The sequence below is a fragment of the Sphingomonas sp. 3-13AW genome, assembly GCF_049311085.1.
Classification (GTDB): Bacteria; Pseudomonadota; Alphaproteobacteria; order Sphingomonadales; family Sphingomonadaceae; genus Sphingomonas.
On sequence record NZ_JASNVZ010000006.1, the window covers coordinates 59,705 to 80,325 of the forward strand.

The following is a 20,621-nucleotide window of genomic DNA, read 5'->3' on the forward strand; positions in this document are numbered from 1 at the left end:
ATTCCCCTCAAAAGGTCACGGTCACGGTAACGACGTCGCGATAGGTACCGGGCGTCGGCGCCGCCTGGGGCGGGACGCGGCCGAACACCTGGATCGCCTCTGGCGTCCCGGTGCCGACGCCCGTCAGCGTCGAGAGGACGTTGGCACGCGCGGCGTCCGAATAAATCTGGTAGCGGACAAGCTCTGTTCCGCCCTCCAGCTGCATCGCGCGATCGGCAATCGTGGAGGCATGCTGCCCGGCGTCGAAAGCGACCGAATAGCTGACGCCCGGATTGCACAGCACTTCAAGCGCATTGACGCCCGATGTACCGGTGTCCGCGTCGATCGCTGCGAGCAGCAAGTCCGTGGAGCCGAAATCGAGCAGCGCGGTGCCGATACCTCCGGTCGACGAACCCGACACTTCACACGAAGCGGTGACGAGCAGCTTGACCTGAAGCTCTCCAGTCACCGTCCCCCTCACCTGCGCTTCCGCGGTTCCGCACCAGAACAGGGCTGGCGCCGCGAGCAGAGCATATCTGAACATTCTCCGATCCTCCTGCCGCCGGCATCGCCCAGCGCCGATGTTCTCGCCGGCAACGCCGTGAGCGAGGCCATGCGAAGGAGCGGGTGTCGGGATTTCAGAGAGGCTCTGCGATACGCAGTTTACCGAAGGGTCAGGTGCCAAGGTCTCTGCGAGGGCTTCTCGGCGGCCTGCTTGGCTGCTTGGATGTCGACGCGATACGCGGGACTAACGGGCAGCAAGCCGCCGAAAGCGGCGACAGGATCAGCCGCCCGCCGTCTTCAGGTGACACGCGCTCGCCCGCAATGGCGGAAAGGCCACAATCGCAGATCGACTAGTTCAGATTTAAGAGTGAGTGCCCCCAAAGAGGGACTTGAAATGGTGGAGCCGAGGGGGATCGAACCCCTGACCTTCGCAATGCCATTGCGACGCTCTCCCAGCTGAGCTACGGCCCCACGCCGTTTTTCCGATCCGTTTCCGGTCCGGTTCCGGGATCCCCTCATCGGGGAAGGCGCCCTCTAATCGGGCCCTTTTGGTTTGGCAAGCGCCTATTCGACGCTTGCCGCACCTTTTTTCAGAACACCGGCTGAAAGCCGGCGCGAGGATCAATTCTCCTCGTCTTCGTCCTTGGTGTTGACCCCCAGATCGTCGTCGCCGCCGAGATCGACGTCATCGTCGGCCGAAGGCTCGTCCTCACCGTCGATGTCCAGATCCTCGTCGCCGAGATCGGAGTCCTTGTCCGCCTCCTTCTCGCTGACGGGCTTGGCAACTTCGAACGGAAGCGGCTGCTTGGACTTCAGTATCGGCTCGGGGTTCCACGTCACGCCGCACTCGATGCAGGTGACGGGATCTTCCTTGCCAAGATCGTAGAAGCGCGTCGCGCATTTCGGGCACGTCCGCTTCGTGCCCCATTCCGGCTTCACCATGTGCCGCTCTTGCCTTTCGGTGTGGGATTTTGGGTATCGGGAGTGGTCCCGAGAAGTGGCGGGCGCATTGCCATAGCGCAAGGGCGCTGTCAAAATCCGCGACCATTTCCGACTTCTTGGCTGTGCTGCGAGGCGACCCGGATCTGCGACCTGCCGTGCGCGCCCTTCCCGTCCGCGGCTTGACGCCCCGCATGGTTGCGGCAAGGGGTCGGCCATGATCATCGCCGTCGACGGACCCGCCGCATCGGGCAAGGGCACCATCGCCCGGGCGCTCTCGCGCCACTATAATCTTCCGCACCTCGACACCGGGCTGCTGTATCGCGCCGTCGCCGCAACGGTGCTGCGGGATGCCTTGACGCCTGAACGGGAGGCCGACGCAATCGCAGCCTGCGGGTTCGAGGATCACCTTCTGGAAGATCCCTGGCTGCGCACCGACGAGGTCGGCAAGGTTGCCTCTATCGTATCCGCGCATGCGCTTGTGCGTGCCGCCCTGCTGCAGCGGCAGCGTCGATTCGCCGCGCAGCCGGGGGGCGCCGTCCTCGACGGCCGCGACATCGGGACCGTCATCGCGCCCGACGCCGACGCCAAGCTGTTCGTGAAGGCGACGCCCGCCATCCGCGCACGCCGCCGCCACCTGGAGCTCCAGCGGCAGGGTTCGTCGACGACCTACGACCGCGTGCTCGCCGACATCCGCGCACGCGACGAACGCGACGCGAGCCGGGCGAATGCGCCCATGATGATGGCCGCCGATGCCGCCCCGCTCGACACCAGCTTCCTCTCGGTCGAGGCAGCGGTGCAGAGGGCGATCGAGCTCGTCGACGCCCAGGTCGCGGCCTGAACCACGCGGGCGGAGCGGCCCCCTGCGCCAGCTTGCGGTCTCCCTTGCCCTGCGGTATATATGGATGGTTCGACGAGCGTTGCTCGCGGGGCCCGGCGCGGAGGTGATTCCTCACGCGCCCTTTTTCGCATCTCCAATGTGAAGGCTCTTGCTAGTGCCGCGCGCCGAATGCCGCGACCGGCATCCGGCCGCCGCGGCAACGCCGGTCAAAGACCGCCGGACCCAACCGGCCGGCCGGAAAAACGTACAGGAACCAGGAACTCTAATGGCCTCTTTGGCAAACCCGAGCCGCGACGACTTCGCGGCAATGCTTGACCAGACCCTGGGTCAGGCAGACAGCTTCGAAGGCCGTGTGGTCATCGGGACCGTCACCGGCATCGAGAACGACCTCGCGGTCATCGACGTAGGTCTGAAGTCCGAAGGCCGCGTGCCGCTGCGCGAGTTCGCAGCGCCGGGCCAGAAGGCGGACCTGAAGGTCGGCGACGAAGTCGAGGTCTATGTCGACCGCGTCGAGAACGCGAACGGCGAAGCGATGCTCAGCCGCGACCGCGCCCGCCGCGAAGCCGCCTGGGACAAGCTGGAAACCGAGTTCGCCAAGACCGCACGCGTCGAGGGTGTGATCTTCGGCCGCGTCAAGGGCGGCTTCACCGTCGACCTGTCGGGCGCCGTGGCGTTCCTGCCGGGTTCGCAGGTCGATATCCGTCCGGTGCGCGACGTCACGCCGCTGATGGACATCCCGCAGCCGTTCCAGATCCTGAAGATGGACCGCAAGCGCGGCAACATCGTCGTGTCGCGTCGCGCAGTCCTGGAAGAGACCCGCGCCGAGCAGCGTTCGGGCCTGATCCAGTCGCTGGCCGAGGGCCAGGTGATCGACGGCGTCGTCAAGAACATCACCGATTACGGCGCGTTCGTCGACCTCGGCGGCATCGACGGCCTGCTGCACGTCACCGACCTGAGCTACAAGCGCGTCGGCCATCCGTCCGAGATGCTCAACATCGGCGACACCGTGCGCGTGCAGATCATCCGCATCAACCGCGACACGCAGCGTATCTCGCTGGGCATGAAGCAGCTTGAGAGCGATCCTTGGGATGGCGCATCGGTCAAGTATCCGGTCGGCGCGAAGCTGACCGGCCGCGTGACCAACATCACCGAATATGGTGCGTTCGTCGAGCTGGAAGCAGGCATCGAAGGCCTGGTTCACGTCTCGGAGATGAGCTGGACCAAGAAGAACGTCCACCCGGGCAAGATCGTGTCGACCAGCCAGGAGGTCGAGGTCATCGTCCTCGAGGTCGATCAGGAAAAGCGCCGCATCTCGCTGGGCCTCAAGCAGGCACAGGCGAATCCGTGGGAGCGTTTTGCCGAGCAGCACCCGGTCGGCTCGACCGTCGAGGGCGAAGTCAAGAACGCCACCGAGTTCGGTCTGTTCGTTGGCCTGGACGGCGACGTCGACGGCATGGTCCACATGTCCGACATCGCTTGGGGCATCTCGGGCGAGGACGCCCTCAACCTGCACCGCAAGGGCGAGATGGTTCAGGCCGTCGTGCTCGCAGTGGAGCCGGACAAGGAGCGTATCAGCCTTGGCATGAAGCAGCTCGAGCGCGGTGCACCCGCGGTTGGCGTTGCGACCTCGGGCGATCGCCTGAACAAGAACGCGATTGTCACGGTCACCGTGCTTGAGGTCCGCGACGCGGGTCTCGAAGTGCAGGCTGGCGACGATGGCGCGACCGGCTTCATCAAGCGCACCGACCTTGGCCGCGACCGCGACGAGCAGCGTCCGGAGCGTTTCCAGGTCGGTCAAAAGTTCGACGCGATGGTGTCGGGCTTCGATCGCTCCAAGAAGCCGACCTTCTCGATCAAGGCGATGCAGATCTCCGAAGAGAAGCAGGCCGTTGCGCAGTATGGCTCGTCCGACTCGGGCGCGTCGCTGGGCGACATCCTCGGCGAGGCCCTCAAGGCCCGCAACGAGCAGCGCTAAGACATGTGCCGCGGCGGGATTCATCCCGCCGCGGCAATGTTAAGAAATATTGCACGCAGTTCCATCCGGCAGTAGCTGTCCGTTTCACCCGCGTACCGTATACTATCGCCAATTCCGGCGGGATGGATGAGACTGAAAATGATTCGATCTGAACTCGTACAGCGCCTGGTAGCCGACAACCCCGGCCTCTCTGCGCGTGACGTGGAACGGATCGTCACCGTCTTCTTCGACGCTATCGTCGAGCAGTTGAAGGAAGACGGACGCGTCGAGCTTCGTGGCTTCGGCGCTTTTTCGACCCGCGCGCGTGATGCGCGCACCGGTCGCAATCCGCGCACTGGCGAGACCGTCGATGTCGATGCCAAGCGCGTCCCGTATTTCAAACCCGGCAAGGAAATGCGGCTGCGCCTGAACGTCTGACGTTCGGATGGCGGCGCGGGCACGACGTCGCTTGACGCGGCCGCCGCGTTGCGGTTCCCGTCCTTTCGTGCGGACGTGGCGAAACCGGTAGACGCAGCCGACTTAAAATCGGCTTCCGAACAGGAGTGCGGGTTCGAGTCCCGCCGTCCGCACCACTTGTGGCGCTCCGCCGCTGTCGATGGCAGGAAGGAGCGATGACGTTCCTGCCCCCCTTCCGCACCTCGTGCCTGTTGCTTGCCGCAGCGGTGCTGACGCTTGCCGGATGCGACCGCCGCCCCGACGATTCGGCCGTGGCGGTAAGCGTCGTCGGCGGAGCCGCACGGACCGCGGACCCCTCCCGAGCAGAACTCGCCCCTGCGGAGCGCGTGCTGATGGGCGCAACCGCGCAGGGCCTCGTGCGCTTCGATGCCGCGGGTCAGGTGGAGCCGGCGCTGGCCGACCGCTGGATCGTCATCGACGACGGACAGAGCTACATCTTCCGGCTGGGCGAAGCCCGGTGGCCGGATGGCAACCCCGTCACCGCCAGTGATATCGTAGCCACCTTGCGGCGGGCGGTCCGGCCCGCACACCACAAGCCGCTCGCCACGGCGCTGCAGCTCGTCGACGAGATCGTCGAGATGACCCCGGAAGTCGTCGAGATCCGGTTGCGGCGGCCGCAGCCCGAGTTCCTCAAGCTGCTCGCCCAGCCGGAGCTGGCGATCTTCCAAGCTCGGACGCTGCGTGGCACCGGGCCGTTCGAGCTGGAGCGGCCGGCGAACGGCGCCCAGCTTCTCCGCCCGGTCCGCGGACCCGGCGACGAGGATGCAGAGAACCCGGTCCAGAGGGCGGAGCTGGTGGAGCTGCGCGGGGAGACGGCGGCGCGGGCGGTGCTGCGCTTCAATCGCGGTGACCTTGACCTGGTGCTTGGCGGCGGCGTGGTGGACTGGCCGCTGCTCGCGATCGCGCAGGTGGCGCCGGCCAGCATCCGCGTGGACCCGGCAACCGGGTTGTTCGGCCTCGCCGTGGCGCGCCGGCAGGGCTTCCTTGCCGTGCCGGCCAATCGCGCTGCGATCGCCGCGGCGCTCGACCGGAGCGCGATCACGGCTGCGGTGCGAGAAGAGTGGCCCGCCGCGACGGCGGTGCTGCCCGCCCAGCTCGATTCGGGGGCGTCCCCCGCCGCCTTCCCCTGGCCCACCATCCCGAGCGAGGAGGCGATCTCCCAGGCCCGTGCGCGGGTGTCGGTCTGGATGGCGGACCACCCGGACATGCCGCCGCTGCGGGTCGCCCTGCCCAAAGGACCGGGCGGCAACCTGTTATGGGGCGCCATCGCGCGGTCGCTTCGTGCGATCGGCCTGCCCGTCGAGCGCGTGCCGGAAGATGCCGCCAATGCGGACCTGCGGCTGGTGGACAAGGTGGCACCGCTCGATTCGGGGCGGTGGTTCCTCGACAATGCCTGTGTCGCCTGCGAGCCGGCGATCCGCTCGATCATCGATGCGGCGGGCGATGCCCCCGATGCCGCGACCCGTGCGCGGTTGCTGGCGGAGGCGGATGCGGCGCTGGCGGCCGATGCCAGCTACATTCCGATCGCCTTGCCGCTGCGCTGGTCGCTGGTGTCACCCCGGCTGAGGGGCTGGACCGGGAACCCGCGCGCCTGGCACCCGTTGAATCACCTCCGTGGGGACCCCAGCTAATGCCGATGAACCGCAGCTCCCGCATCCCCCCCGAAGCGTTCGACCGGCTGGCCGAAGTGCTGCCTGTCGGCCGGGACCCCGCCGCCGTCCGCAAGCGGCTGGTGGCGCTGGAGCGGCTGTTGGAGCGCAGCTTCGTGATCCCGGGCATCAACGTGCCCGTCGGGCTGGATCTGGTCTTCAACCTGCTGCCGGTGGGCGGCAGCTTCATCGGCGCAGCGATGGGCAGCTACATGGTGTGGGAGGCCCGCAACCTGGGCATGTCCAAGCTGCAGATGGCCCGCATGGCCGGCAACGTCGGCGTCGACTGGGCGCTGGGCTTGATCCCGATCGTGGGTGCGGTGCCCGACCTGCTGTTCCGGTCGAACACCCGCAACCTGCGCATCATCAAGCGCCACCTGGACAAGCACCACCCCGGCACGGCCACGATCGACAACCCGTAACCGCGCCGGGAAGGCATTACCGTCAGCGGCCGGTGCCGCTGCCGCCCCGCCAGATCTTGAGCGGGGCACTAGCGGCAAGGCCCCCCTGGTGCGCCGGGCAGGCACGAGTGCGAAGCCGCTTGTCGAGGCAGAGCCAGACCTCGTCCAGCCAGCCCTGGCGCGTCGCCGTGACCCGCATCATGTTGGCCGAGATCCCCGGGTTCACCCGGGCGATGGCCTGGGCCAGCTGCCCCGCCGTCAGCCCACGCCGACGCGAGAGCGCATCCATGTCGGGGAAGCGCAGCTTGCGGTAGAGGGCTTCGGACCGGGCGAAATAGGTCGCGGGGGTCACGCCCATGCAGCTTCCGTGCTTGGCATATTCATGCTGGAGCAGCTGGACCGAGGGCGTCGAGCACAGATGCTTGCGCACCACCGCCTGCGGCAGCAGCGCGACGGGCTTGCAATATTGCGGCCACGTCTTCCCCGACCCGTCCGGCCACAGGCCGTGGAGGGTGAAGCCGAAGCGGTTGCCCTGCCCGCACTGGAAGCTGTCGTCGCGCCCGCCCTTCTCGCGGCAATATTGCGGCGACCAGGTGAGCGCGAGCGTGTAGCTGGCGATCGGGATGTCGCGCCGCGGCTGCTGCGGGGTCGGCAGGTCCGGCCGGGGGCGCGGCAGGACCGAGGGCACGCTGCACTGGGTGCTCTGCGCGAGGGCGGTGCCCGGAAGGGCGGCGGCGAGGAGCATCGCCGCCGATTGCCAGAGGCGGATCATTCGAACGGCCTTGCCGGATCGCCGGCCTGCTCGCCCCGGAACCAGGCGACCGCGTCCGGGCGGAACAGCATCACGACGGCTGCGACCTGCAGCACGGTCGAGACGATGCTGAGGATGCCGGGGATGCCGGCTGGGGCCGCGCCGTTCAGCATCGGGAACACCAGCGACAGCACGCCGATGACAGAGAAGATGGTCAGGATCCACTTGGCGATGGTGCTGCGCATGCGCGAGGTGAAGAACCACAGCAGCAGCGAGATGCCGAAGCCGATGATCACGCTGCCCACCATCACCGGCGTGGCGACCGCGGCGGTCAGGGGATCCGCCTGCATCCCCTCCTTCATGGTGTTCCAGCCGATGGCGGTGCTGACGAGGCCGAGCGCGATCGCGCCCAGATAGAGCATGTCGAAAATTTGCATGGACTTGGGACGCATCGTGTTTCCCCCTTGATGTCCCGGGAACCTAGCCGAGCGGCCTTGCCGGGCAAGCGGCAATTCTAGGCCGTAATGAAGTCGAGCCCGATGTCGGCGGCGGGCGCGGACTGGGTCAGCCGGCCGACCGAAACATAGGTGACGCCGGTGGCCGCGATCGCCGCAATCGTGTCGAGCCGGACACCGCCCGACGCCTCGGTCGGCACCCGCCCGGCGACCTCCGCCACCGCCGCGCGCAACATCTCCGGATCCATGTTGTCGAGGAGCAGATGGGTGGCGCCGCCGGCGAGCGCGGGCGCGATCTGGTCGAGCCGGTCGACCTCCACGATGATCGAGGCGATACCGGCGTCGGCAGCGCGGCGCGCCGCCGCCTCGACCCCGCCCGCGACCGCGACATGGTTGTCCTTGATCATCGCGGAGTCCCACAGGCCCATGCGGTGGTTGGTCGCACCGCCCATCCGGGTGGCATATTTCTCCAGCCGTCGCAGCCCCGGCAGCGTCTTGCGCGTGTCGAGCAGGGTGGCGCCGGTGCCGCGGATCGCATCGACATAGGTCGCCGTCAGCGTCGCAATGCCGGACAGGTGCTGGACGGTGTTGAGGGCAGAGCGCTCCGCCGTCAGCAGCGCGCGCGCATTGCCGCGCAGACGCAGCAGCTCCGAGCCGGCCGGCACGCGGTCGCCATCCTGCACCAGCGCCTCGATCTCCACCTCCGGATCGAGCGCACGGAAGAAAGCCTCGGCAATGGGCAGGCCGGCGACGGTGATCGCGTCGCGGCTGTCCATGACACCGACGAACCGCGCATCGGCCGGGATGACCGCCGCGGAGGTGATGTCGCCCCCCTCCCCCAGATCCTCGGCCAGCGTGTCGCGGACGAAGCGTTGGAGATCGAAGCCTTCGAGCGACCAGTGCATGCGCGTTCTCCGCCGGACCTTTGAGGAAGCGCGGGCGGTAGCGTGCCGCAGCGCGCCACCGCAAGGCGGAAATTCAGGCTAAGGTGAGGCCAGGAACGCTGGCCGCAGCGGCGCCGGGGAGGTGCGCGGGCCCCGGGCGGGCGCGGAAGGTGAGGCTAAGGTGAGGCCAAGAAGCGGCCGTGCACCGCATGACACCCGAACCGGCCGGCGCGACATATGAGACAGGTGCGATAGTGGTCATGGCGGTCCTCCCCGGCGGAACGGGAACGACCCTGGCAAAGCCCGGCCGTGTAGGACAGCCCCGAGCGCGTGGCCCGGGGCAGCAAGCATCAGACCTTGGCGGCGTAGAGCAGCCGGTCGTTGCCGAGGTGGCCGAACACCTGCGCCAGTTCGCTCTCGCCGACCGCGAAGCAGCCCTGGCTGCGGCCGAGCTTGCCATGCTTGCTCAGCATCGAGGCGTTGGAATACCAGGCGCCGTGAATCACGATCGCACGGGCCAGTGCGTTGTTGTTGGTCGGATCGAGCCCGATCAGCCGCTGCGACCGCCCGTGCTTGCCGACATAATAGTTCGACGTGAGATAGGCGCCCGAGCTCGAGGCATTGGAGCCGTTCTGGTTGGAGAAGCGCTGCAAATAGCCGGTGTGCGCCGGATCCGATCCGCTGCCATGCGCAACCAGCAGGGTCGTCGTCTTCCCGCTGATCAGGTCGACGAGGTGGAACCGCGGCACGCCCGAGGATGCGGCGAAATCGGCGATCGCCATCCGGTCCCGGTTTACGATCCGGCTGCTGTGCGACTGAAGCGAGGCCATTGCTTCCCGGAACAGTGCCGGGCGTACCATGCGCGGCGACGTGAGCGGCGCGCGTGCCTGCGCCGGGACGGCAGCAAGCGCCGGCTTGGCAAACGCGGTGCTCGCGACGGCGACCCCGGCGACGGTGAGACCTGACGTTAGGAATGCACGGCGCGACGGCGCCTTTTCGACGATGGTGTTCACGTGGATTTCTGCCCTCAGCCCGCTCGAGCAGCGGCGATCCGCTGCCCAGGACCCTTTTAGCGTGGAAATCCAAACAGTTCCTGTCCGCTGGCGCCGTTCGCCCCGGCAGCGGCCCGGTTCATCTCACGGTTTCGGAAAGGCCACCGGTCGAAAGGTTCCAGATCGGGACGGCAGATTCTTTGCAGCATGTCAATGGCACAAAAGTGCGAAGACAACGTTAATACCGACATGGAGCGGCACGGCGAAGGTTGTTTCCCGCTACCGCATAATGTTGTTCGAGGGTTGTCATGAAGATCGGAACTTGCCGCGAATGGCTCGCGGCTGGAGCGCTGGCACTTTGCCTTCCTGCATTGCCCGCGATGGCACAGGACGCCGTCGCCCCGTTCAAGATATCTTCGAGTGAAGAGCTGAAGCCGGGCCATTATGTTTGGCAGGACGTCGCCGATACTTCAGGCCCCGTGACCGTGACCGTGAGCCTGCCGCTCCAGCGCGCCTATGTGTATCGTGGCAGCACCCTGATCGCCGTCTCGACGGTTTCGACCGGGAAGCCCGGCCATGAAACGCCCGTGGGCCAGTTCGAGATCCTTCAGAAGAAGGTCGACCACAAATCGAACCTCTATAACAATGCGCCGATGCCGTTCATGCAGCGGCTGACCTGGGACGGAATCGCGCTGCACGCCGGGAATATCCCGGGGCGCCCGGCCTCGCACGGCTGCATCCGCCTGCCCGCCTCCTTCGCCAAGAAGCTGTACGCTGCCACCACGATGGGCGCGACGGTGACGATCAACAACGACAGCTATGACCCGCTGTCGTCGCCGCCGCTGCCGGCCGAGAACTTCGGGGATTCGATGGGCGGCACGCTGACCGCGTCGCAGGACGTTGTGCCCGGCCGCGCCATCCGCACCGCGACTGCCCCGTAACGGCCACCCTCTGCCCCAAGCAGCCGGCGCCAGCCCCCTGCCGTTGAAGGAGCGGCCGGGGCTGGCCGAGGCGGCGCCTGAAGAAACGATGCAGTCGGTCCGCGATCGACACAAAAAAGGGGGCCGAGGCCCCCTTTTCCGGTTCAGCCGCGCGGGCCGCCGCGGGGGCGGAACGGGCGTGCCTGATGGCGGTGCTGCGGCGGGCCGCCGCGATGCGGACGCGGACCGCCGGTGCTGCCCGGGGGCGGCGGGCCGTCCATCGGCAGCACGCGCAGGTCGTCGTCACCCTCGCCCGCGGTGCGCTTCAACGCGGCCACGAAGCGGCTGGCGACAGCGCGCGGGATCTGGAAGGCGGTTTCGTCCGCGGCGATGCGGATCGCGCCGACTTCACCCTTGGTGATGTGGCCGCGACGGCAGAGCAGCGGCAGCAGCCAGCGCGGGTCGGCGTTCTGGCGGCGGCCGACGTTCATGCGGAACCAGACGCTGTCCTCGAAACCGGGGCGCGGGCCGTCGTCGCGGGGACCGCGTTCGCCACGATCGCCGCCGCTGCCGCCGACGAGCTCCTCTGCCGCAGGCAGCTTGGCGCGATAGGCGCGGACCAGCATGGCCGCGATATCGGCGGGCTCACGCCCTTCGAGCAGGCGCGCGCCCAGTGCGCGATCCTCTTCGTCCAGCTCCACCGTGTCGCTGAGCTTGGCGAGCAGGCGCTCGCGATCCGCCTCGCGGATGGCTTCGGGGGTCGGCACTTCGACCCATTCGGCGTTGATCTTGGCACCGCGCAGCATCATCTCGACGCGGCGGCGCTTCTGATAGGGGACCACCAGCGCGGCGATGCCCTTCTTGCCCGCGCGGCCGGTACGGCCTGAGCGGTGCTGGAGCGCTTCGGCATCGCGCGGCAGCTCGACGTGCACTACGAGGCTGAGCGACGGCAGATCGATGCCGCGCGCGGCAACGTCGGTGGCGACGCAGACGCGGGCGCGGCGATCGCGTAGCGCCTGAAGCGCGTGGTTGCGCTCGTTCTGGCTGTGCTCGCCCGAGAGCGCGACGGCGTCGAAGCCGCGCTCGACCAGGCTGGCGTGGAGGCGGCGGACCGCTTCGCGGGTCGCGCAGAAGAGGAAGGCGGTGTCCGGCTCGTGAAAGCGCAGCAGGTTCACCACCGCGTGCTCGATGTCGGACGGGGCGACGGTGACGCACTGATAGGCGATGTCGCCGTGGCCGCGATCGGCCGAAAGCGTCTCGATGCGGAGCGCATCGCGCTGGTAGCGCTTGGCAAGGGCGACGATCGGGCGCGGCATGGTGGCCGAGAACAGCAGCGTGCGGCGGCCATCCGGCGTCGCGTCGAGGATCTGCTCCAGATCTTCGCGGAAGCCCATGTCGAGCATCTCGTCGGCTTCGTCGAGGATCGCGGCGCGGATCGACGAGAGGTCGAGGGCGCCGCGCTCAAGATGGTCGCGTAGGCGGCCGGGCGTGCCGACGACGATATGGGCGCCGTGGCTCAGCGCGCGGCGTTCGCGCGACGGATCCATGCCGCCCACGCAGGTGGCGATGCGGGCGCCGGTCTGGCCATAGAGCCAGCCGAGTTCGCGCGCGACCTGGAGCGCAAGCTCACGCGTCGGTGCGATCGCGATGGCGAGCGGTGCGCCGGCGGGGCCGATCGAGCCGTCCTCCCCCAGCAGCTGCGGGGCCATGGCGAGGCCAAAGGCGACGGTTTTACCGGAGCCGGTCTGAGCGGAGACGACGAGGTCGCGTCCTTCGGCTTCGGGCTGGACGACGGCGGCCTGGACGGCCGTGGGTGCTTCATAGCCACGCGCAACAAGCGCCGCGGCGAGCGGTTCGGGAACTTTACCAAAGGGCATATGGCCCCAAATGGCGCTTTCCGCCGCAATGCACAAGGCGGTTGCGCCAAAAGCCCGGCGATTCCCGCAAATCCCCTCCCTCCGGTCGCGCTGGCGGCCGGAGGGAGGGGCTTGTTCCGATCAGTCGCCGGTGACGCGTACCGGACCCAGATCGCCCATGCCGATGGTGCCGCTGGCCATGCCGAGCATGCGGTCGAGCGAGACCTTGGCCTTCAGGCGCAGGCTCTCCTCGATCTCGATCCGCGGCTCCAGGTCGCGCAACGCCAGGTAGAGCTTCTCGATCGTGTTGAGCGCCATGTACGGGCAGATGTTGCAGTTGCAGTTGCCGTCGGCCCCGGGCGCGCCGATGAAGCGCTTCTCCGGCATCGCCTTTTCCATCTGGTGGATGATGTGCGGCTCGGTCGCGACGATCAGCGTGTCGCCGGTCACGGTCTGCGCATATTCCAGGATGCCGCGGGTCGAGCCGACATAATCGGCGTGGTCGAGGATCACCGCCGGGCATTCCGGATGGGCAGCAACCGGCGCGCCGGGATGCTCGGCCTTGAGCTTGAGCAGCTCGGTTTCCGAGAACGCCTCGTGCACGATGCACACGCCCGGCCACAGCAGCATATCGCGGCCGGTCTTGCGCGCCAGATAGCCGCCCAGATTGCGGTCCGGGCCGAAGATGATCTTCTGGCTGGGCGGGATCTGGCTCAGGATCTTTTCCGCCGAGGACGAGGTGACGATGATGTCGCTGAGCGCCTTCACCTCGGTCGAGCAGTTGATGTAGGTGAGCGCGATATGGTCCGGGTGCTGCGCGCGGAAGGCGGCGAACTGCTCGGGCGGGCAGCTGTCCTCCAGGCTGCAGCCGGCGGCCATGTCGGGGAGCACCACGATCTTTTCGGGGCTCAGGATCTTCGCGGTCTCTGCCATGAAGCGCACGCCGCAAAAGGCGATCACCTCGGCATCGGTGGCCGCAGCCTTGCGCGAGAGATCGAGGCTGTCGCCGACGAAATCGGCGAGGTCCTGGATCTCCGGCTTCTGATAATAATGGGCGAGGATGACGGCGTTGCGCTCCTTGCGCAGCCGGTCGATCTCTCCGAGCAGGTCGACGCCGGCCAAGGTGCCGCCGATGCCGTTGCGTGCGTCCATTCCAACTCCCCCGCGCCCGATACGGGCGATCAAGCCGCCCACATGGCCATTTGCGGCGGGTGCGGCAAGATGCTGCGGCGCGCCGAAGGGCAAGGAGCGCCCCCCGGCGCGCCGGACGGTGCTCAGAGCGAGCCCTCGGCCAGCAGCTCACGGGTGCGCTTGAGGGTAGATAGGAGCGCCGCCTTGTAGCCGGTATCGCCGTCGAACTGCGCCTGCTCGGCCTGCTCCTCGGCCCCGCCCGGTGCCCGGTCGCGCAGGCCCAGGTAGCAGTAGAAGCGCAGCTGCAGGGTGCCGTCGGGAGCCTCGATTACTTCGTTGATGATCGCCCCCTCGCGCGGGCCGGTCGCCTGGAAGAAGGTCACCTTGCGTTGCGGCTCCAGCACGATGATCTCGCGCAGGTCGTCCCCGGCGATGGTGGCTTCGCGAACGAAGTGCGTGGCGCTTTCCTCGGTGACGTCACAGCGGGTGCAGACGCCGGGCGGGAGGAACAGGCGGGCGTCGCGGGCCTTGCGCTCCAGCCCCTTCCACAGCTGTTCGCGGGTGAGCGGGCGTTCGTCGGGCGGGTTCACGGCGACGGTGGCGGTCGAATAGATCATGGCGTGTCTCCTTTGGGCGGGTCAGGCGGCGATGCGGGCGGCGAAGTCGCGGTAGGAGCGCAGCGGGCGGCCGAGCAGCGCCGTCAGGCGATCGACGTCGCCGGCATCGGGGATCATGCCGTCGGTCAGGAAGCGCTCGGCCATCAGGCGCATGTCGAGGGCCATCCACCCCGACATCGACTGACGCAGGGTCTGTTCGAAGGCAGCGGTGTCGTTGCCGGGATAGGCGATCGGGCGGCCGAGCACGTCCGACCAGATCGCGGCAATGTCCGTGCCGGTGAGCGTATCCGGGCCGACCAGGTTGATGCGGGTGAGCGGCAGCGGGGCCGACGCCCGTTCGCGGCGGACCAGCTCGATCGCGGCAACCTCCCCCACGTCATGCGCCTCGACCATGGCGAGGCCCTTGTCGCCGACGGGCATGGGGTAGATGCCATAGCCGGTCACCACGTCTTTGATCGTGACGTCGTTGTCCATGTAATAGGCCGGGCGCAGGATGGTGGCGTGGAAGCCCATCTGCTCAAGCATGCGCTCCACCCCGAACTTGCCGGCGAAATGGGGCACGTTCACATAGAGGTCGCTGTGGATGACGGAGAGGTAGACGATCCGCTCGATCCCCGCCTCGCGCGCGATGGCGAGCGTGACCAGCGCCTGGGTGAATTCATCCGGAACCACGGCATTGAGCAGGAACAGCGTCGAGACGCCGGCAAAGGCGCTGCGCAGCGAGTCCACGTCGAGGAGGTCGCCCTGGACCACATCGACGCCGGGCGGGAAACTGGCCTTTGCGGGATCGCGGACGAGCGCGCGGACATCGGCATCGCGACGGACGAGCTGTTGGACGACATGGCGGCCGATGGTGCCGTTCGCTCCGGTTACGAGAATGGTCATGGGGGTCACTCCTTGCGCCACTTGGCACTCCCGAAATTAGTGATCCACGACGGCCCCAATAGAGGCTATATGTGGACGCATCGTCTCACTGGTGGAACACATGGACCTGCTTGCGCTTGCCGACTTCAACCTGGTCGCTCGTCATGGCGGGTTCGGAAAGGCGGCGCGCGCGAGCGGCCGGCCCAAGGCGACGCTGTCGCGCCGGGTGGCGGAGCTGGAGGCGAGGCTGGACCTGCGCCTGTTCGAGCGCGGCGCCCGCGACCTGAAGCTGACCGAGGAAGGTCGCGCCCTGTTTGAGCGCACGGCCACGCTGCTGACCGAGATCGACGAGACGGCAGCGGCGATCGCGTCGGGCGGCGCCCGGCCGCGCGGGACCATGCGGATCAGCGCGCCGCTGCTGTTCTCGCAGATCGCGATGGGGCGGCTGGCGGCCGGATTTGCGCTTCAGTACCCGGAGGTTCGGCTGGAAGTCACGACCGAGGATCGCGCCGTCGACATGGTCGAAGAAGCGTATGACCTGGTGATCCGGGTGAACCCGGCGCCCGACGACAGCCTGGTCGGCCGCGCGTTCCTGCACGACCGGCTGGTGGTGGTAGCGAGTCCCGAGCTGGCGCGCCCGGCGGGCGACGTGGCGGCGCCGGCGGTGATCCGGGGCGCTGCCGATCGCGCCGGCAGCTGGACCCTGTCGACACCGGCGGGGAGCAGCCGGATGGCGGTGGAACCGGTGCTGCGCCTGTCGTCGCTGACGATGGTGCGGGACGCGGTGCTGGCGGGCGTCGGCGCCGGACGGCTGCCGGTGTCGCTGGTCGGGCACGACCTGACCGCCGGCAGGCTGGCGCATTGGGGCGATGTCGAGGGATCGGAGATTTCGCTCTGGGCGCTCTATCCCTCCCGCCGATTGTTGAGCGCTCGGGTCTCGGCGTTCCTCGACCATCTGAAGGCGGCTTTCCCCAGGGGCGCGCCCGAGGAGCTGGCCGCGTTCATCGCCGCCTAGCGACGGTTGGCGAGCACTTCGTCGATCGGGGCGGTGACGTCCCAGCGCTCGTTGTCGCGGGCACGGCGTTCGTTGGGAAAGGTCACCAGCACGCGCGCGTCGCCATAGCCGACGCTTTGCAGCGGGGCGCCGAGCAGCCGGGCGAGCGCGGCGCGCGCCTTTTCACGGGCCTGAGCCATGCGCTCGGGCGAGCGGGCCTCCGCCTGGGCCTTCGTCTGGGCGGCTTGCGATGTGCGGCGGGCGAGGTTTTCGCCGGCCTCGCGGGTCACGAACACGCCCTGGGTGCGGACAAGGCTGCGCTGCGATTCATCGACATTGGGCTTGGCCACGGTCACATCAGGGGCATCGACGATCAGCGTGCGCGAGCCTTCCGACCATTGCAGGTCCGCCGGGCCGATCTGCGAGACGTCGACGAAATAGTCGACCGAGAACGGCACCTTGATGACCTGGTTCGACTTCAGCATGCCCATGCCGCGCACATCGGTGGCGGTGCTCTGAAGCGTGCCGGAAAGTTCGGCAACCTTGAGGGTGGAGGCGCCGGACAGGCGGGCGGTGATGAGGCGGGTGACGGCGGTGCCGTCCTTCTCCTCGGTCACCACATAATTCTCGGTATAGCGCTGGTAGAACAGCACGCCTGCCAGCGTCAGCGCGGCACCGGCGACCAGCACCGCAACGGCGCGCACGAACTGCGGTTTCAACTGCGTCGCCATTCGCCAGCCTCCATCGCGAGCCCCCGCCCCTCCAGGTCGATCAGGTGCGCAAGCACCGAACGCTCGGCGGCGGGGAGCAGCCGCGCGTCGAGCCCGACATACATGCGCGCGACCATCGCCGGCACGGCGCCCACCCCCTCGTCGAGCAGGCGCAGGATCTGGCCCTCGCGCGAGCGGCGATGGCCGAGCAGGCCGCGCACGAAGCGCTGGGGATTCTCCACCGCCTCGCCATGACCGGGGTAATAGATGCGATCGGTGCGACCCATCAGCTTTTCGAGGCTGGCCATATAGGCGCGCATGTCGCCGTCGGGCGGCGAGACGATGGTGGTGGACCATCCCATGACATGGTCGCCGCTGAACAGCGCGCCGCTTTCGGGAAGCGCGAAGGCAAGGTGATTGGAGGTGTGGCCGGGGGTCTCCACCGCGACCAGCGACCAGCCGTCGCCGGACACCCCGTCCCCCTCCGCCAGCACCCGATCTGGCGCATAGCCGGTGTCGAAGGCGGCATCGGCACGGGGGCCGGCATCCTCCATCGTGAGCGGCGTGCAGCCGACCACGGGCGCGCCGGTGCGCGCGGCAAGCGGCGCGGCGGCGGGGCTGTGGTCGCGGTGGGTGTGGGTACACAGGATCGCCACGAGCCGGCGATTGCCGACCGCGGCGACCAGCGTGTCGAGGTGCGCCGCGTCGACCGGACCCGGATCGATGATGGCAGCATCGACGGCGCCGCCGACCACATAGCTCTGCGTGCCGGTGTGCGTGTAGGGCGAGGCGTTGGGGGCAAGGATGCGAAGCACCAACGGCTCCAGCGCGATCGGAACACCGGTCGGGGGATGCGTCATGCCCCCGACATGGCGGCTCGGACGGCGCGGCACAAGCTTTGCGGGGGATTGGGGGGCGGCGCGTGGGGGTCCGCGCCAAGGCCGAGGGAATACGGAAGTGCTTATGTCACTTCACCTCAGCATCACGGATCGCCGCAATCGCCTCTATTTCGATCATCGCCTCAGGATCGTAGAGCGCGTTTACTTCGGCGATAGTATCTGCCGGATATGGCTTGGTGAAGAATGTGCGTCGGAGCTCGACCACCTCCTGGAAATTCCCCATGTCGGTGACGAAGATCGTCACCTTGATCACGTCCTTGAGGCTCGACCCTCCAGCTTCCAGAGCGCGTCTGAGATTGGCAAACGCCTGCTCGCCCTGCGCACGGAAGCCACCTTCGACGATTTTGCCGTCGTCCGCTGCGCCGGCCTGACCGGAAATGAAAAGCAGATTGCCGAACTTGATGCCCTGCGACAGCAGGAAGGGTGCGTAATTGTCGGGGTCGGTGTGGACACGTTCAAGTTCCATTGTTTCACTCCATCGTTGCGGGCGACGGTGAACAAAAACGAACCGGTCCCTTGGGCTGATGGTCGAAGAATTGATATGATGATGGCTTGGCGACAAACTCCAAATTGTCATTCGACAGATTAGGTGAGTTCATCGATGGTCCGACGCCTCCCTTCGCTGTCCTCGCTGCGTGCTTTCGAGGCGGCGGCGCGCCATGGCAGCTTCAAGCGCGCGGCTAGCGAACTGGCGGTGACGCCTACGGCGGTGAGCCATCAGATCCGCGCGCTGGAAGCGCATGTCGGCTTCTCTCTGTTCGAGCGACGGACGCGCCAGGTGATACTGACCGAACCTGGCGCGAAGCTCTATCCGGTGCTGCGTGATGGCTTCGACGCGTTTGCGGAGACAATCGAGCGGCTCACGGGCCGCCGCAGCCGTGCGCAAGTGACGATCTCGGCGACGATCGCCTTCACGGCGTGCTGGCTGGTGCCGCGCGTTGCGGCGTTCCGCGCGCTACATCCCGACATCGATCTTCAGCTTCAGGCATCCGACGAAGTGGTCAATATGGAAGAGGCTGGAGTGGATATCGCTATTCGCTACGGTTCCGGGCCTTACCCGGGTTTTGCCGTCACACCTTTGTTCGCGGATCGCTTCGCGCCGGTTTTCAATCCTATGCTGAAGCTTGCCGGCGTCGAAGACCTCTCGCGTTGGCCGCTGATTGATTTCCAGTGGAAACGACGCAGCCCCGACAATCCAACTTGGTCCCGCTGGTTCGCAGAGGCGGGACTGGACGAACCAGCAGAGCCTGCCCAACTTCGCTTTTCTGATGAAAGCCACGCAATTCAAGCAGCAGTGGCCGGCCAGGGAATTGCGCTCGCCAGTCTGGCTCTGGTTCAAGATGACCTTGCAGCGGGGCACCTAATCCAGCCGTTTGGACCGGCGATCTCGGGCTTCCGGCATCATTTGCTGCGACGAGAGACGCAAGCCGGTCCGGCCGTGACGGCGGTCGCACAATGGTTGCAATCGGAGGCTGAGGTGACGGCGCGGCCCTTTAGCGTGAGCGCCCGCCGCAAAGCTCTGGCCGGACCGTCATCGATTTGATGCGTCCCGTTCGATTGCAGCTTGTCTTGATCCGACGATCGCTTTCGGAACGTTTGTGAGCGGCCTCAAATTACCGGGTGTGGGGCGCAAGCGGACTGGCGGCCTTATGCTACGGTTCGGGTTTAGCCGCCGCTCGTTCCTGTAAGGCGATCGAGCCATGCCTGGGCTTGCTTGGGCTCGCCGACCGCTTCCGGCCCGACCGGCCCGCGGGACGCGACGAACTGCTGGTGAAGATCGAACGGTGGCATTCCCAGTCGGTCCCGTGCCCCATCAATTGCGTCGCCAAGCTCGTTGAGATTGTCGACCGTTGGAGCGACCGCCGCGCGCATCGTACGGTCGCCATTATGGTCGAAGAGACCCCATTTCCCCGAAGCCGTCACCCGCAATGCCGCGATCAGCGCCACGGTATATTCGGTTTCGAGTTCAGCCCTGTGCTCGTCGAGGCGAGCAAGACGGTCAGCCTTTGCCATGGGGTTCCCTAGATCGCCGCACCTTCGTCTGCAATCATGGCCCCGCCCCTTGCCGCCGCGGGCTTTTGCCGCGAGTTGGCGGACGCTCGACGTTTTACTGCCGCATCGAGGTACTCGCCCCATGATTGAGGCTTCGGCCTTTTCCGTTCGCTGTGGTGACGGGTTTCTCGTCGCCGGCTTTGCCCGGGACCATGCGATCCTGAGCTGGTCGCTCACGCGGCCGGGCTTCACCCGGGCGCGGCGGGTGGCGTGGCTGCACGTCCGGGACGCGGAATTGTCGCTGGAGCGCGATCCCGCGGACCTGCTGGAGGCGCGGATGGCGGCGGCGGGGCTGGAGGATGCGGTGCATCTGATGACGTCGCGGGATGTCCGCCACCACCATGTGGGGCGGGCCTGCGTAGGCAACGCCGTCGCGACGTGCCTGGCGACGGTGGGCCTGGGCAATGCGGTGCGGATCGGCGCTCCGCCGCATGCGCATCGGGGTGCGGGGACGATCAATCTTCTCGTCCATGTCGACCGCCCGCTATCCGGGGCGGCGCTGGTCGAGACGATCTCGATCGCCGCACAGGCGCGGACGGTGGCGATTGTCGACCTGGACTGGAAACCCCGCGGGGAGGTCGTGACCGGTACCGGCACCGACTGCATCGTCGTCGCGACGCCGCTGGGATCCCCGACCGAGCAGTTCGCGGGGCTGCATACCGATGTCGGTGTGGCGGTGGGGCGCGCCGTTCATGAGGCGGTCGCGGCGGGCGGGAAGCTCTGGATCGAGGAGCAGGCCTGAAGGGCGAGCC

At 67.5% G+C, this 20,621-nt stretch carries 23 protein-coding genes and 2 tRNA genes; 10 read left to right on the forward strand and 15 right to left on the reverse strand.

Annotated features, from left to right (window positions below; all coding sequences use genetic code 11):
• Positions 1–7: 7 nt before the first annotated feature.
• The 3 genes from QP045_RS09110 to QP045_RS09120 all read right to left on the reverse strand — a co-directional run bounded on the left by QP045_RS09110 (position 8) and on the right by QP045_RS09120 (position 1,425).
• A complete protein-coding gene (locus QP045_RS09110) occupies positions 8–523 on the reverse strand; it encodes a spore coat U domain-containing protein (protein WP_422514670.1) in 516 nt (171 codons plus the stop codon).
• Positions 524–878: 355 nt separating this feature from the next.
• A tRNA-Ala gene (locus tag QP045_RS09115) sits at positions 879–954 on the reverse strand.
• Positions 955–1,104: 150 nt separating this feature from the next.
• Positions 1,105–1,425 (reverse strand): FYDLN acid domain-containing protein, encoded by a 321-nt coding sequence (locus QP045_RS09120; protein WP_422514671.1) that lies wholly within the window; start codon positions 1,423–1,425, stop codon positions 1,105–1,107.
• Positions 1,426–1,639: 214 nt separating this feature from the next.
• Here QP045_RS09120 and QP045_RS09125 point away from each other — a divergent pair, with 214 nt between their 5' ends.
• From QP045_RS09125 to QP045_RS09150, 6 genes are all read left to right on the forward strand, one after another.
• Positions 1,640–2,263 carry a (d)CMP kinase gene (locus tag QP045_RS09125; RefSeq protein ID WP_422514672.1) on the forward strand — a complete coding sequence of 208 codons (624 nt, stop codon included), beginning with the start codon at positions 1,640–1,642 and terminating at the stop codon, positions 2,261–2,263.
• Between the two features lie 265 nt (positions 2,264–2,528).
• Positions 2,529–4,238 carry a 30S ribosomal protein S1 gene (gene rpsA, locus QP045_RS09130; RefSeq protein WP_422514673.1) on the forward strand — a complete coding sequence of 570 codons (1,710 nt, stop codon included), beginning with the start codon at positions 2,529–2,531 and terminating at the stop codon, positions 4,236–4,238.
• Between the two features lie 138 nt (positions 4,239–4,376).
• Positions 4,377–4,655: an integration host factor subunit beta gene (locus QP045_RS09135; RefSeq protein ID WP_422514674.1), complete on the forward strand. Its 279-nt coding sequence runs from the start codon at positions 4,377–4,379 to the stop codon at positions 4,653–4,655.
• Between the two features lie 69 nt (positions 4,656–4,724).
• Positions 4,725–4,810, forward strand: a tRNA-Leu gene (locus tag QP045_RS09140).
• 39 nt (positions 4,811–4,849) lie between these two features.
• Positions 4,850–6,325, forward strand: a complete 1,476-nt coding sequence (locus QP045_RS09145; RefSeq protein ID WP_422514675.1) for an ABC transporter substrate-binding protein — start codon at positions 4,850–4,852, stop codon at positions 6,323–6,325.
• A 5-nt stretch (positions 6,326–6,330) separates the two neighbouring features.
• The gene (locus tag QP045_RS09150) at positions 6,331–6,765 is read left to right on the forward strand and encodes a DUF4112 domain-containing protein (protein ID WP_422514676.1); all 435 of its coding nucleotides are present in this window, start codon (positions 6,331–6,333) and stop codon (positions 6,763–6,765) included.
• A 22-nt stretch (positions 6,766–6,787) separates the two neighbouring features.
• Here the strand turns inward: QP045_RS09150 and QP045_RS09155 are convergent, their stop codons facing one another.
• The 4 genes from QP045_RS09155 to QP045_RS09170 all read right to left on the reverse strand — a co-directional run bounded on the left by QP045_RS09155 (position 6,788) and on the right by QP045_RS09170 (position 9,847).
• The gene (locus tag QP045_RS09155; RefSeq protein ID WP_422514677.1) at positions 6,788–7,516 is read right to left on the reverse strand and encodes a ribonuclease T2 family protein; all 729 of its coding nucleotides are present in this window, start codon (positions 7,514–7,516) and stop codon (positions 6,788–6,790) included.
• On the reverse strand, positions 7,513–7,947 hold the full coding sequence (locus QP045_RS09160) for a hypothetical protein (protein WP_422514678.1): 435 nt from the start codon (positions 7,945–7,947) through the stop codon (positions 7,513–7,515). The genes QP045_RS09155 and QP045_RS09160 overlap by 4 nt, the downstream gene beginning before the upstream one ends.
• Before the next feature lie 62 nt (positions 7,948–8,009).
• Positions 8,010–8,855, reverse strand: coding sequence for a carboxylating nicotinate-nucleotide diphosphorylase (gene nadC / locus QP045_RS09165; protein WP_422514679.1), 846 nt, complete (start codon positions 8,853–8,855; stop codon positions 8,010–8,012).
• Positions 8,856–9,184: 329 nt separating this feature from the next.
• Positions 9,185–9,847: a murein L,D-transpeptidase catalytic domain-containing protein gene (locus tag QP045_RS09170; protein WP_422514680.1), complete on the reverse strand. Its 663-nt coding sequence runs from the start codon at positions 9,845–9,847 to the stop codon at positions 9,185–9,187.
• A gap of 287 nt (positions 9,848–10,134) precedes the next feature.
• On the opposite strand from QP045_RS09170, the gene QP045_RS09175 reads away from it, so the two are divergent.
• Complete coding sequence (locus QP045_RS09175) at positions 10,135–10,767, forward strand: L,D-transpeptidase family protein (RefSeq protein WP_422514681.1); 633 nt, start codon at positions 10,135–10,137, stop codon at positions 10,765–10,767.
• Between the two features lie 143 nt (positions 10,768–10,910).
• Here QP045_RS09175 and QP045_RS09180 read toward each other — a convergent pair whose 3' ends face one another.
• From QP045_RS09180 to QP045_RS09195, 4 genes are all read right to left on the reverse strand, one after another.
• Complete coding sequence (locus QP045_RS09180; protein WP_422514682.1) at positions 10,911–12,623, reverse strand: DEAD/DEAH box helicase; 1,713 nt, start codon at positions 12,621–12,623, stop codon at positions 10,911–10,913.
• A gap of 120 nt (positions 12,624–12,743) precedes the next feature.
• Entirely contained in the window at positions 12,744–13,754 is a 1,011-nt protein-coding gene (gene nadA / locus QP045_RS09185; protein ID WP_422514683.1) for a quinolinate synthase NadA, read from the reverse strand.
• A gap of 122 nt (positions 13,755–13,876) precedes the next feature.
• Positions 13,877–14,350 carry an AtaL-like protein gene (locus tag QP045_RS09190; RefSeq protein WP_422514684.1) on the reverse strand — a complete coding sequence of 158 codons (474 nt, stop codon included), beginning with the start codon at positions 14,348–14,350 and terminating at the stop codon, positions 13,877–13,879.
• 21 nt (positions 14,351–14,371) lie between these two features.
• A complete protein-coding gene (locus tag QP045_RS09195) occupies positions 14,372–15,235 on the reverse strand; it encodes an SDR family oxidoreductase (protein ID WP_422514685.1) in 864 nt (287 codons plus the stop codon).
• A gap of 100 nt (positions 15,236–15,335) precedes the next feature.
• Here QP045_RS09195 and QP045_RS09200 point away from each other — a divergent pair, with 100 nt between their 5' ends.
• Complete coding sequence (locus QP045_RS09200) at positions 15,336–16,229, forward strand: LysR family transcriptional regulator (RefSeq protein ID WP_422514686.1); 894 nt, start codon at positions 15,336–15,338, stop codon at positions 16,227–16,229.
• On the opposite strand, the gene QP045_RS09205 is transcribed toward QP045_RS09200, so the two are convergent.
• The 3 genes from QP045_RS09205 to QP045_RS09215 all read right to left on the reverse strand — a co-directional run bounded on the left by QP045_RS09205 (position 16,226) and on the right by QP045_RS09215 (position 18,283).
• Positions 16,226–16,939 (reverse strand): DUF4230 domain-containing protein, encoded by a 714-nt coding sequence (locus QP045_RS09205; RefSeq protein WP_422514687.1) that lies wholly within the window; start codon positions 16,937–16,939, stop codon positions 16,226–16,228. The two genes, QP045_RS09200 and QP045_RS09205, sit on opposite strands and share 4 nt — an antisense overlap.
• A complete protein-coding gene (locus QP045_RS09210; RefSeq protein ID WP_422514688.1) occupies positions 16,924–17,778 on the reverse strand; it encodes an MBL fold metallo-hydrolase in 855 nt (284 codons plus the stop codon). The genes QP045_RS09205 and QP045_RS09210 overlap by 16 nt, the downstream gene beginning before the upstream one ends.
• 106 nt (positions 17,779–17,884) lie before the next feature.
• Complete coding sequence (locus QP045_RS09215) at positions 17,885–18,283, reverse strand: RidA family protein (RefSeq protein ID WP_422514689.1); 399 nt, start codon at positions 18,281–18,283, stop codon at positions 17,885–17,887.
• A 123-nt stretch (positions 18,284–18,406) separates the two neighbouring features.
• Here QP045_RS09215 and QP045_RS09220 point away from each other — a divergent pair, with 123 nt between their 5' ends.
• Positions 18,407–19,360 (forward strand): LysR substrate-binding domain-containing protein, encoded by a 954-nt coding sequence (locus QP045_RS09220; protein ID WP_422514690.1) that lies wholly within the window; start codon positions 18,407–18,409, stop codon positions 19,358–19,360.
• Between the two features lie 122 nt (positions 19,361–19,482).
• Here QP045_RS09220 and QP045_RS09225 read toward each other — a convergent pair whose 3' ends face one another.
• The gene (locus QP045_RS09225) at positions 19,483–19,830 is read right to left on the reverse strand and encodes a hypothetical protein (RefSeq protein WP_422514691.1); all 348 of its coding nucleotides are present in this window, start codon (positions 19,828–19,830) and stop codon (positions 19,483–19,485) included.
• Between the two features lie 121 nt (positions 19,831–19,951).
• Here QP045_RS09225 and QP045_RS09230 point away from each other — a divergent pair, with 121 nt between their 5' ends.
• Positions 19,952–20,611, forward strand: coding sequence for an adenosylcobinamide amidohydrolase (locus QP045_RS09230; RefSeq protein ID WP_422514692.1), 660 nt, complete (start codon positions 19,952–19,954; stop codon positions 20,609–20,611).
• Positions 20,612–20,621 lie beyond the last annotated feature (10 nt).

Excerpts from the sequence above, each read along its gene's own strand:
- QP045_RS09225 (WP_422514691.1), bottom strand. The coding sequence starts at position 19,830 with ATGGCAAAGGCTGACCGTCTTGCTCGCCTCGACGAGCACAGGGCTGAA.
- QP045_RS09180 (WP_422514682.1), bottom strand. The coding sequence starts at position 12,623 with ATGCCCTTTGGTAAAGTTCCCGAACCGCTCGCCGCGGCGCTTGTTGCG.
- QP045_RS09215 (WP_422514689.1), bottom strand. The coding sequence starts at position 18,283 with ATGGAACTTGAACGTGTCCACACCGACCCCGACAATTACGCACCCTTC.
- rpsA (WP_422514673.1), top strand. The coding sequence starts at position 2,529 with ATGGCCTCTTTGGCAAACCCGAGCCGCGACGACTTCGCGGCAATGCTT.
- QP045_RS09150 (WP_422514676.1), top strand. The coding sequence starts at position 6,331 with ATGAACCGCAGCTCCCGCATCCCCCCCGAAGCGTTCGACCGGCTGGCC.
- QP045_RS09190 (WP_422514684.1), bottom strand. The coding sequence starts at position 14,350 with ATGATCTATTCGACCGCCACCGTCGCCGTGAACCCGCCCGACGAACGC.
- QP045_RS09205 (WP_422514687.1), bottom strand. The coding sequence starts at position 16,939 with ATGGCGACGCAGTTGAAACCGCAGTTCGTGCGCGCCGTTGCGGTGCTG.
- QP045_RS09200 (WP_422514686.1), top strand. The coding sequence starts at position 15,336 with ATGGACCTGCTTGCGCTTGCCGACTTCAACCTGGTCGCTCGTCATGGC.
- QP045_RS09175 (WP_422514681.1), top strand. The coding sequence starts at position 10,135 with ATGAAGATCGGAACTTGCCGCGAATGGCTCGCGGCTGGAGCGCTGGCA.
- QP045_RS09125 (WP_422514672.1), top strand. The coding sequence starts at position 1,640 with ATGATCATCGCCGTCGACGGACCCGCCGCATCGGGCAAGGGCACCATC.
- QP045_RS09135 (WP_422514674.1), top strand. The coding sequence starts at position 4,377 with ATGATTCGATCTGAACTCGTACAGCGCCTGGTAGCCGACAACCCCGGC.
- QP045_RS09160 (WP_422514678.1), bottom strand. The coding sequence starts at position 7,947 with ATGCGTCCCAAGTCCATGCAAATTTTCGACATGCTCTATCTGGGCGCG.
- QP045_RS09195 (WP_422514685.1), bottom strand. The coding sequence starts at position 15,235 with ATGACCATTCTCGTAACCGGAGCGAACGGCACCATCGGCCGCCATGTC.
- nadC (WP_422514679.1), bottom strand. The coding sequence starts at position 8,855 with ATGCACTGGTCGCTCGAAGGCTTCGATCTCCAACGCTTCGTCCGCGAC.
- QP045_RS09110 (WP_422514670.1), bottom strand. The coding sequence starts at position 523 with ATGTTCAGATATGCTCTGCTCGCGGCGCCAGCCCTGTTCTGGTGCGGA.
- nadA (WP_422514683.1), bottom strand. The coding sequence starts at position 13,754 with ATGGACGCACGCAACGGCATCGGCGGCACCTTGGCCGGCGTCGACCTG.
- QP045_RS09155 (WP_422514677.1), bottom strand. The coding sequence starts at position 7,516 with ATGATCCGCCTCTGGCAATCGGCGGCGATGCTCCTCGCCGCCGCCCTT.
- QP045_RS09210 (WP_422514688.1), bottom strand. The coding sequence starts at position 17,778 with ATGACGCATCCCCCGACCGGTGTTCCGATCGCGCTGGAGCCGTTGGTG.
- QP045_RS09120 (WP_422514671.1), bottom strand. The coding sequence starts at position 1,425 with ATGGTGAAGCCGGAATGGGGCACGAAGCGGACGTGCCCGAAATGCGCG.
- QP045_RS09230 (WP_422514692.1), top strand. The coding sequence starts at position 19,952 with ATGATTGAGGCTTCGGCCTTTTCCGTTCGCTGTGGTGACGGGTTTCTC.
- QP045_RS09145 (WP_422514675.1), top strand. The coding sequence starts at position 4,850 with ATGACGTTCCTGCCCCCCTTCCGCACCTCGTGCCTGTTGCTTGCCGCA.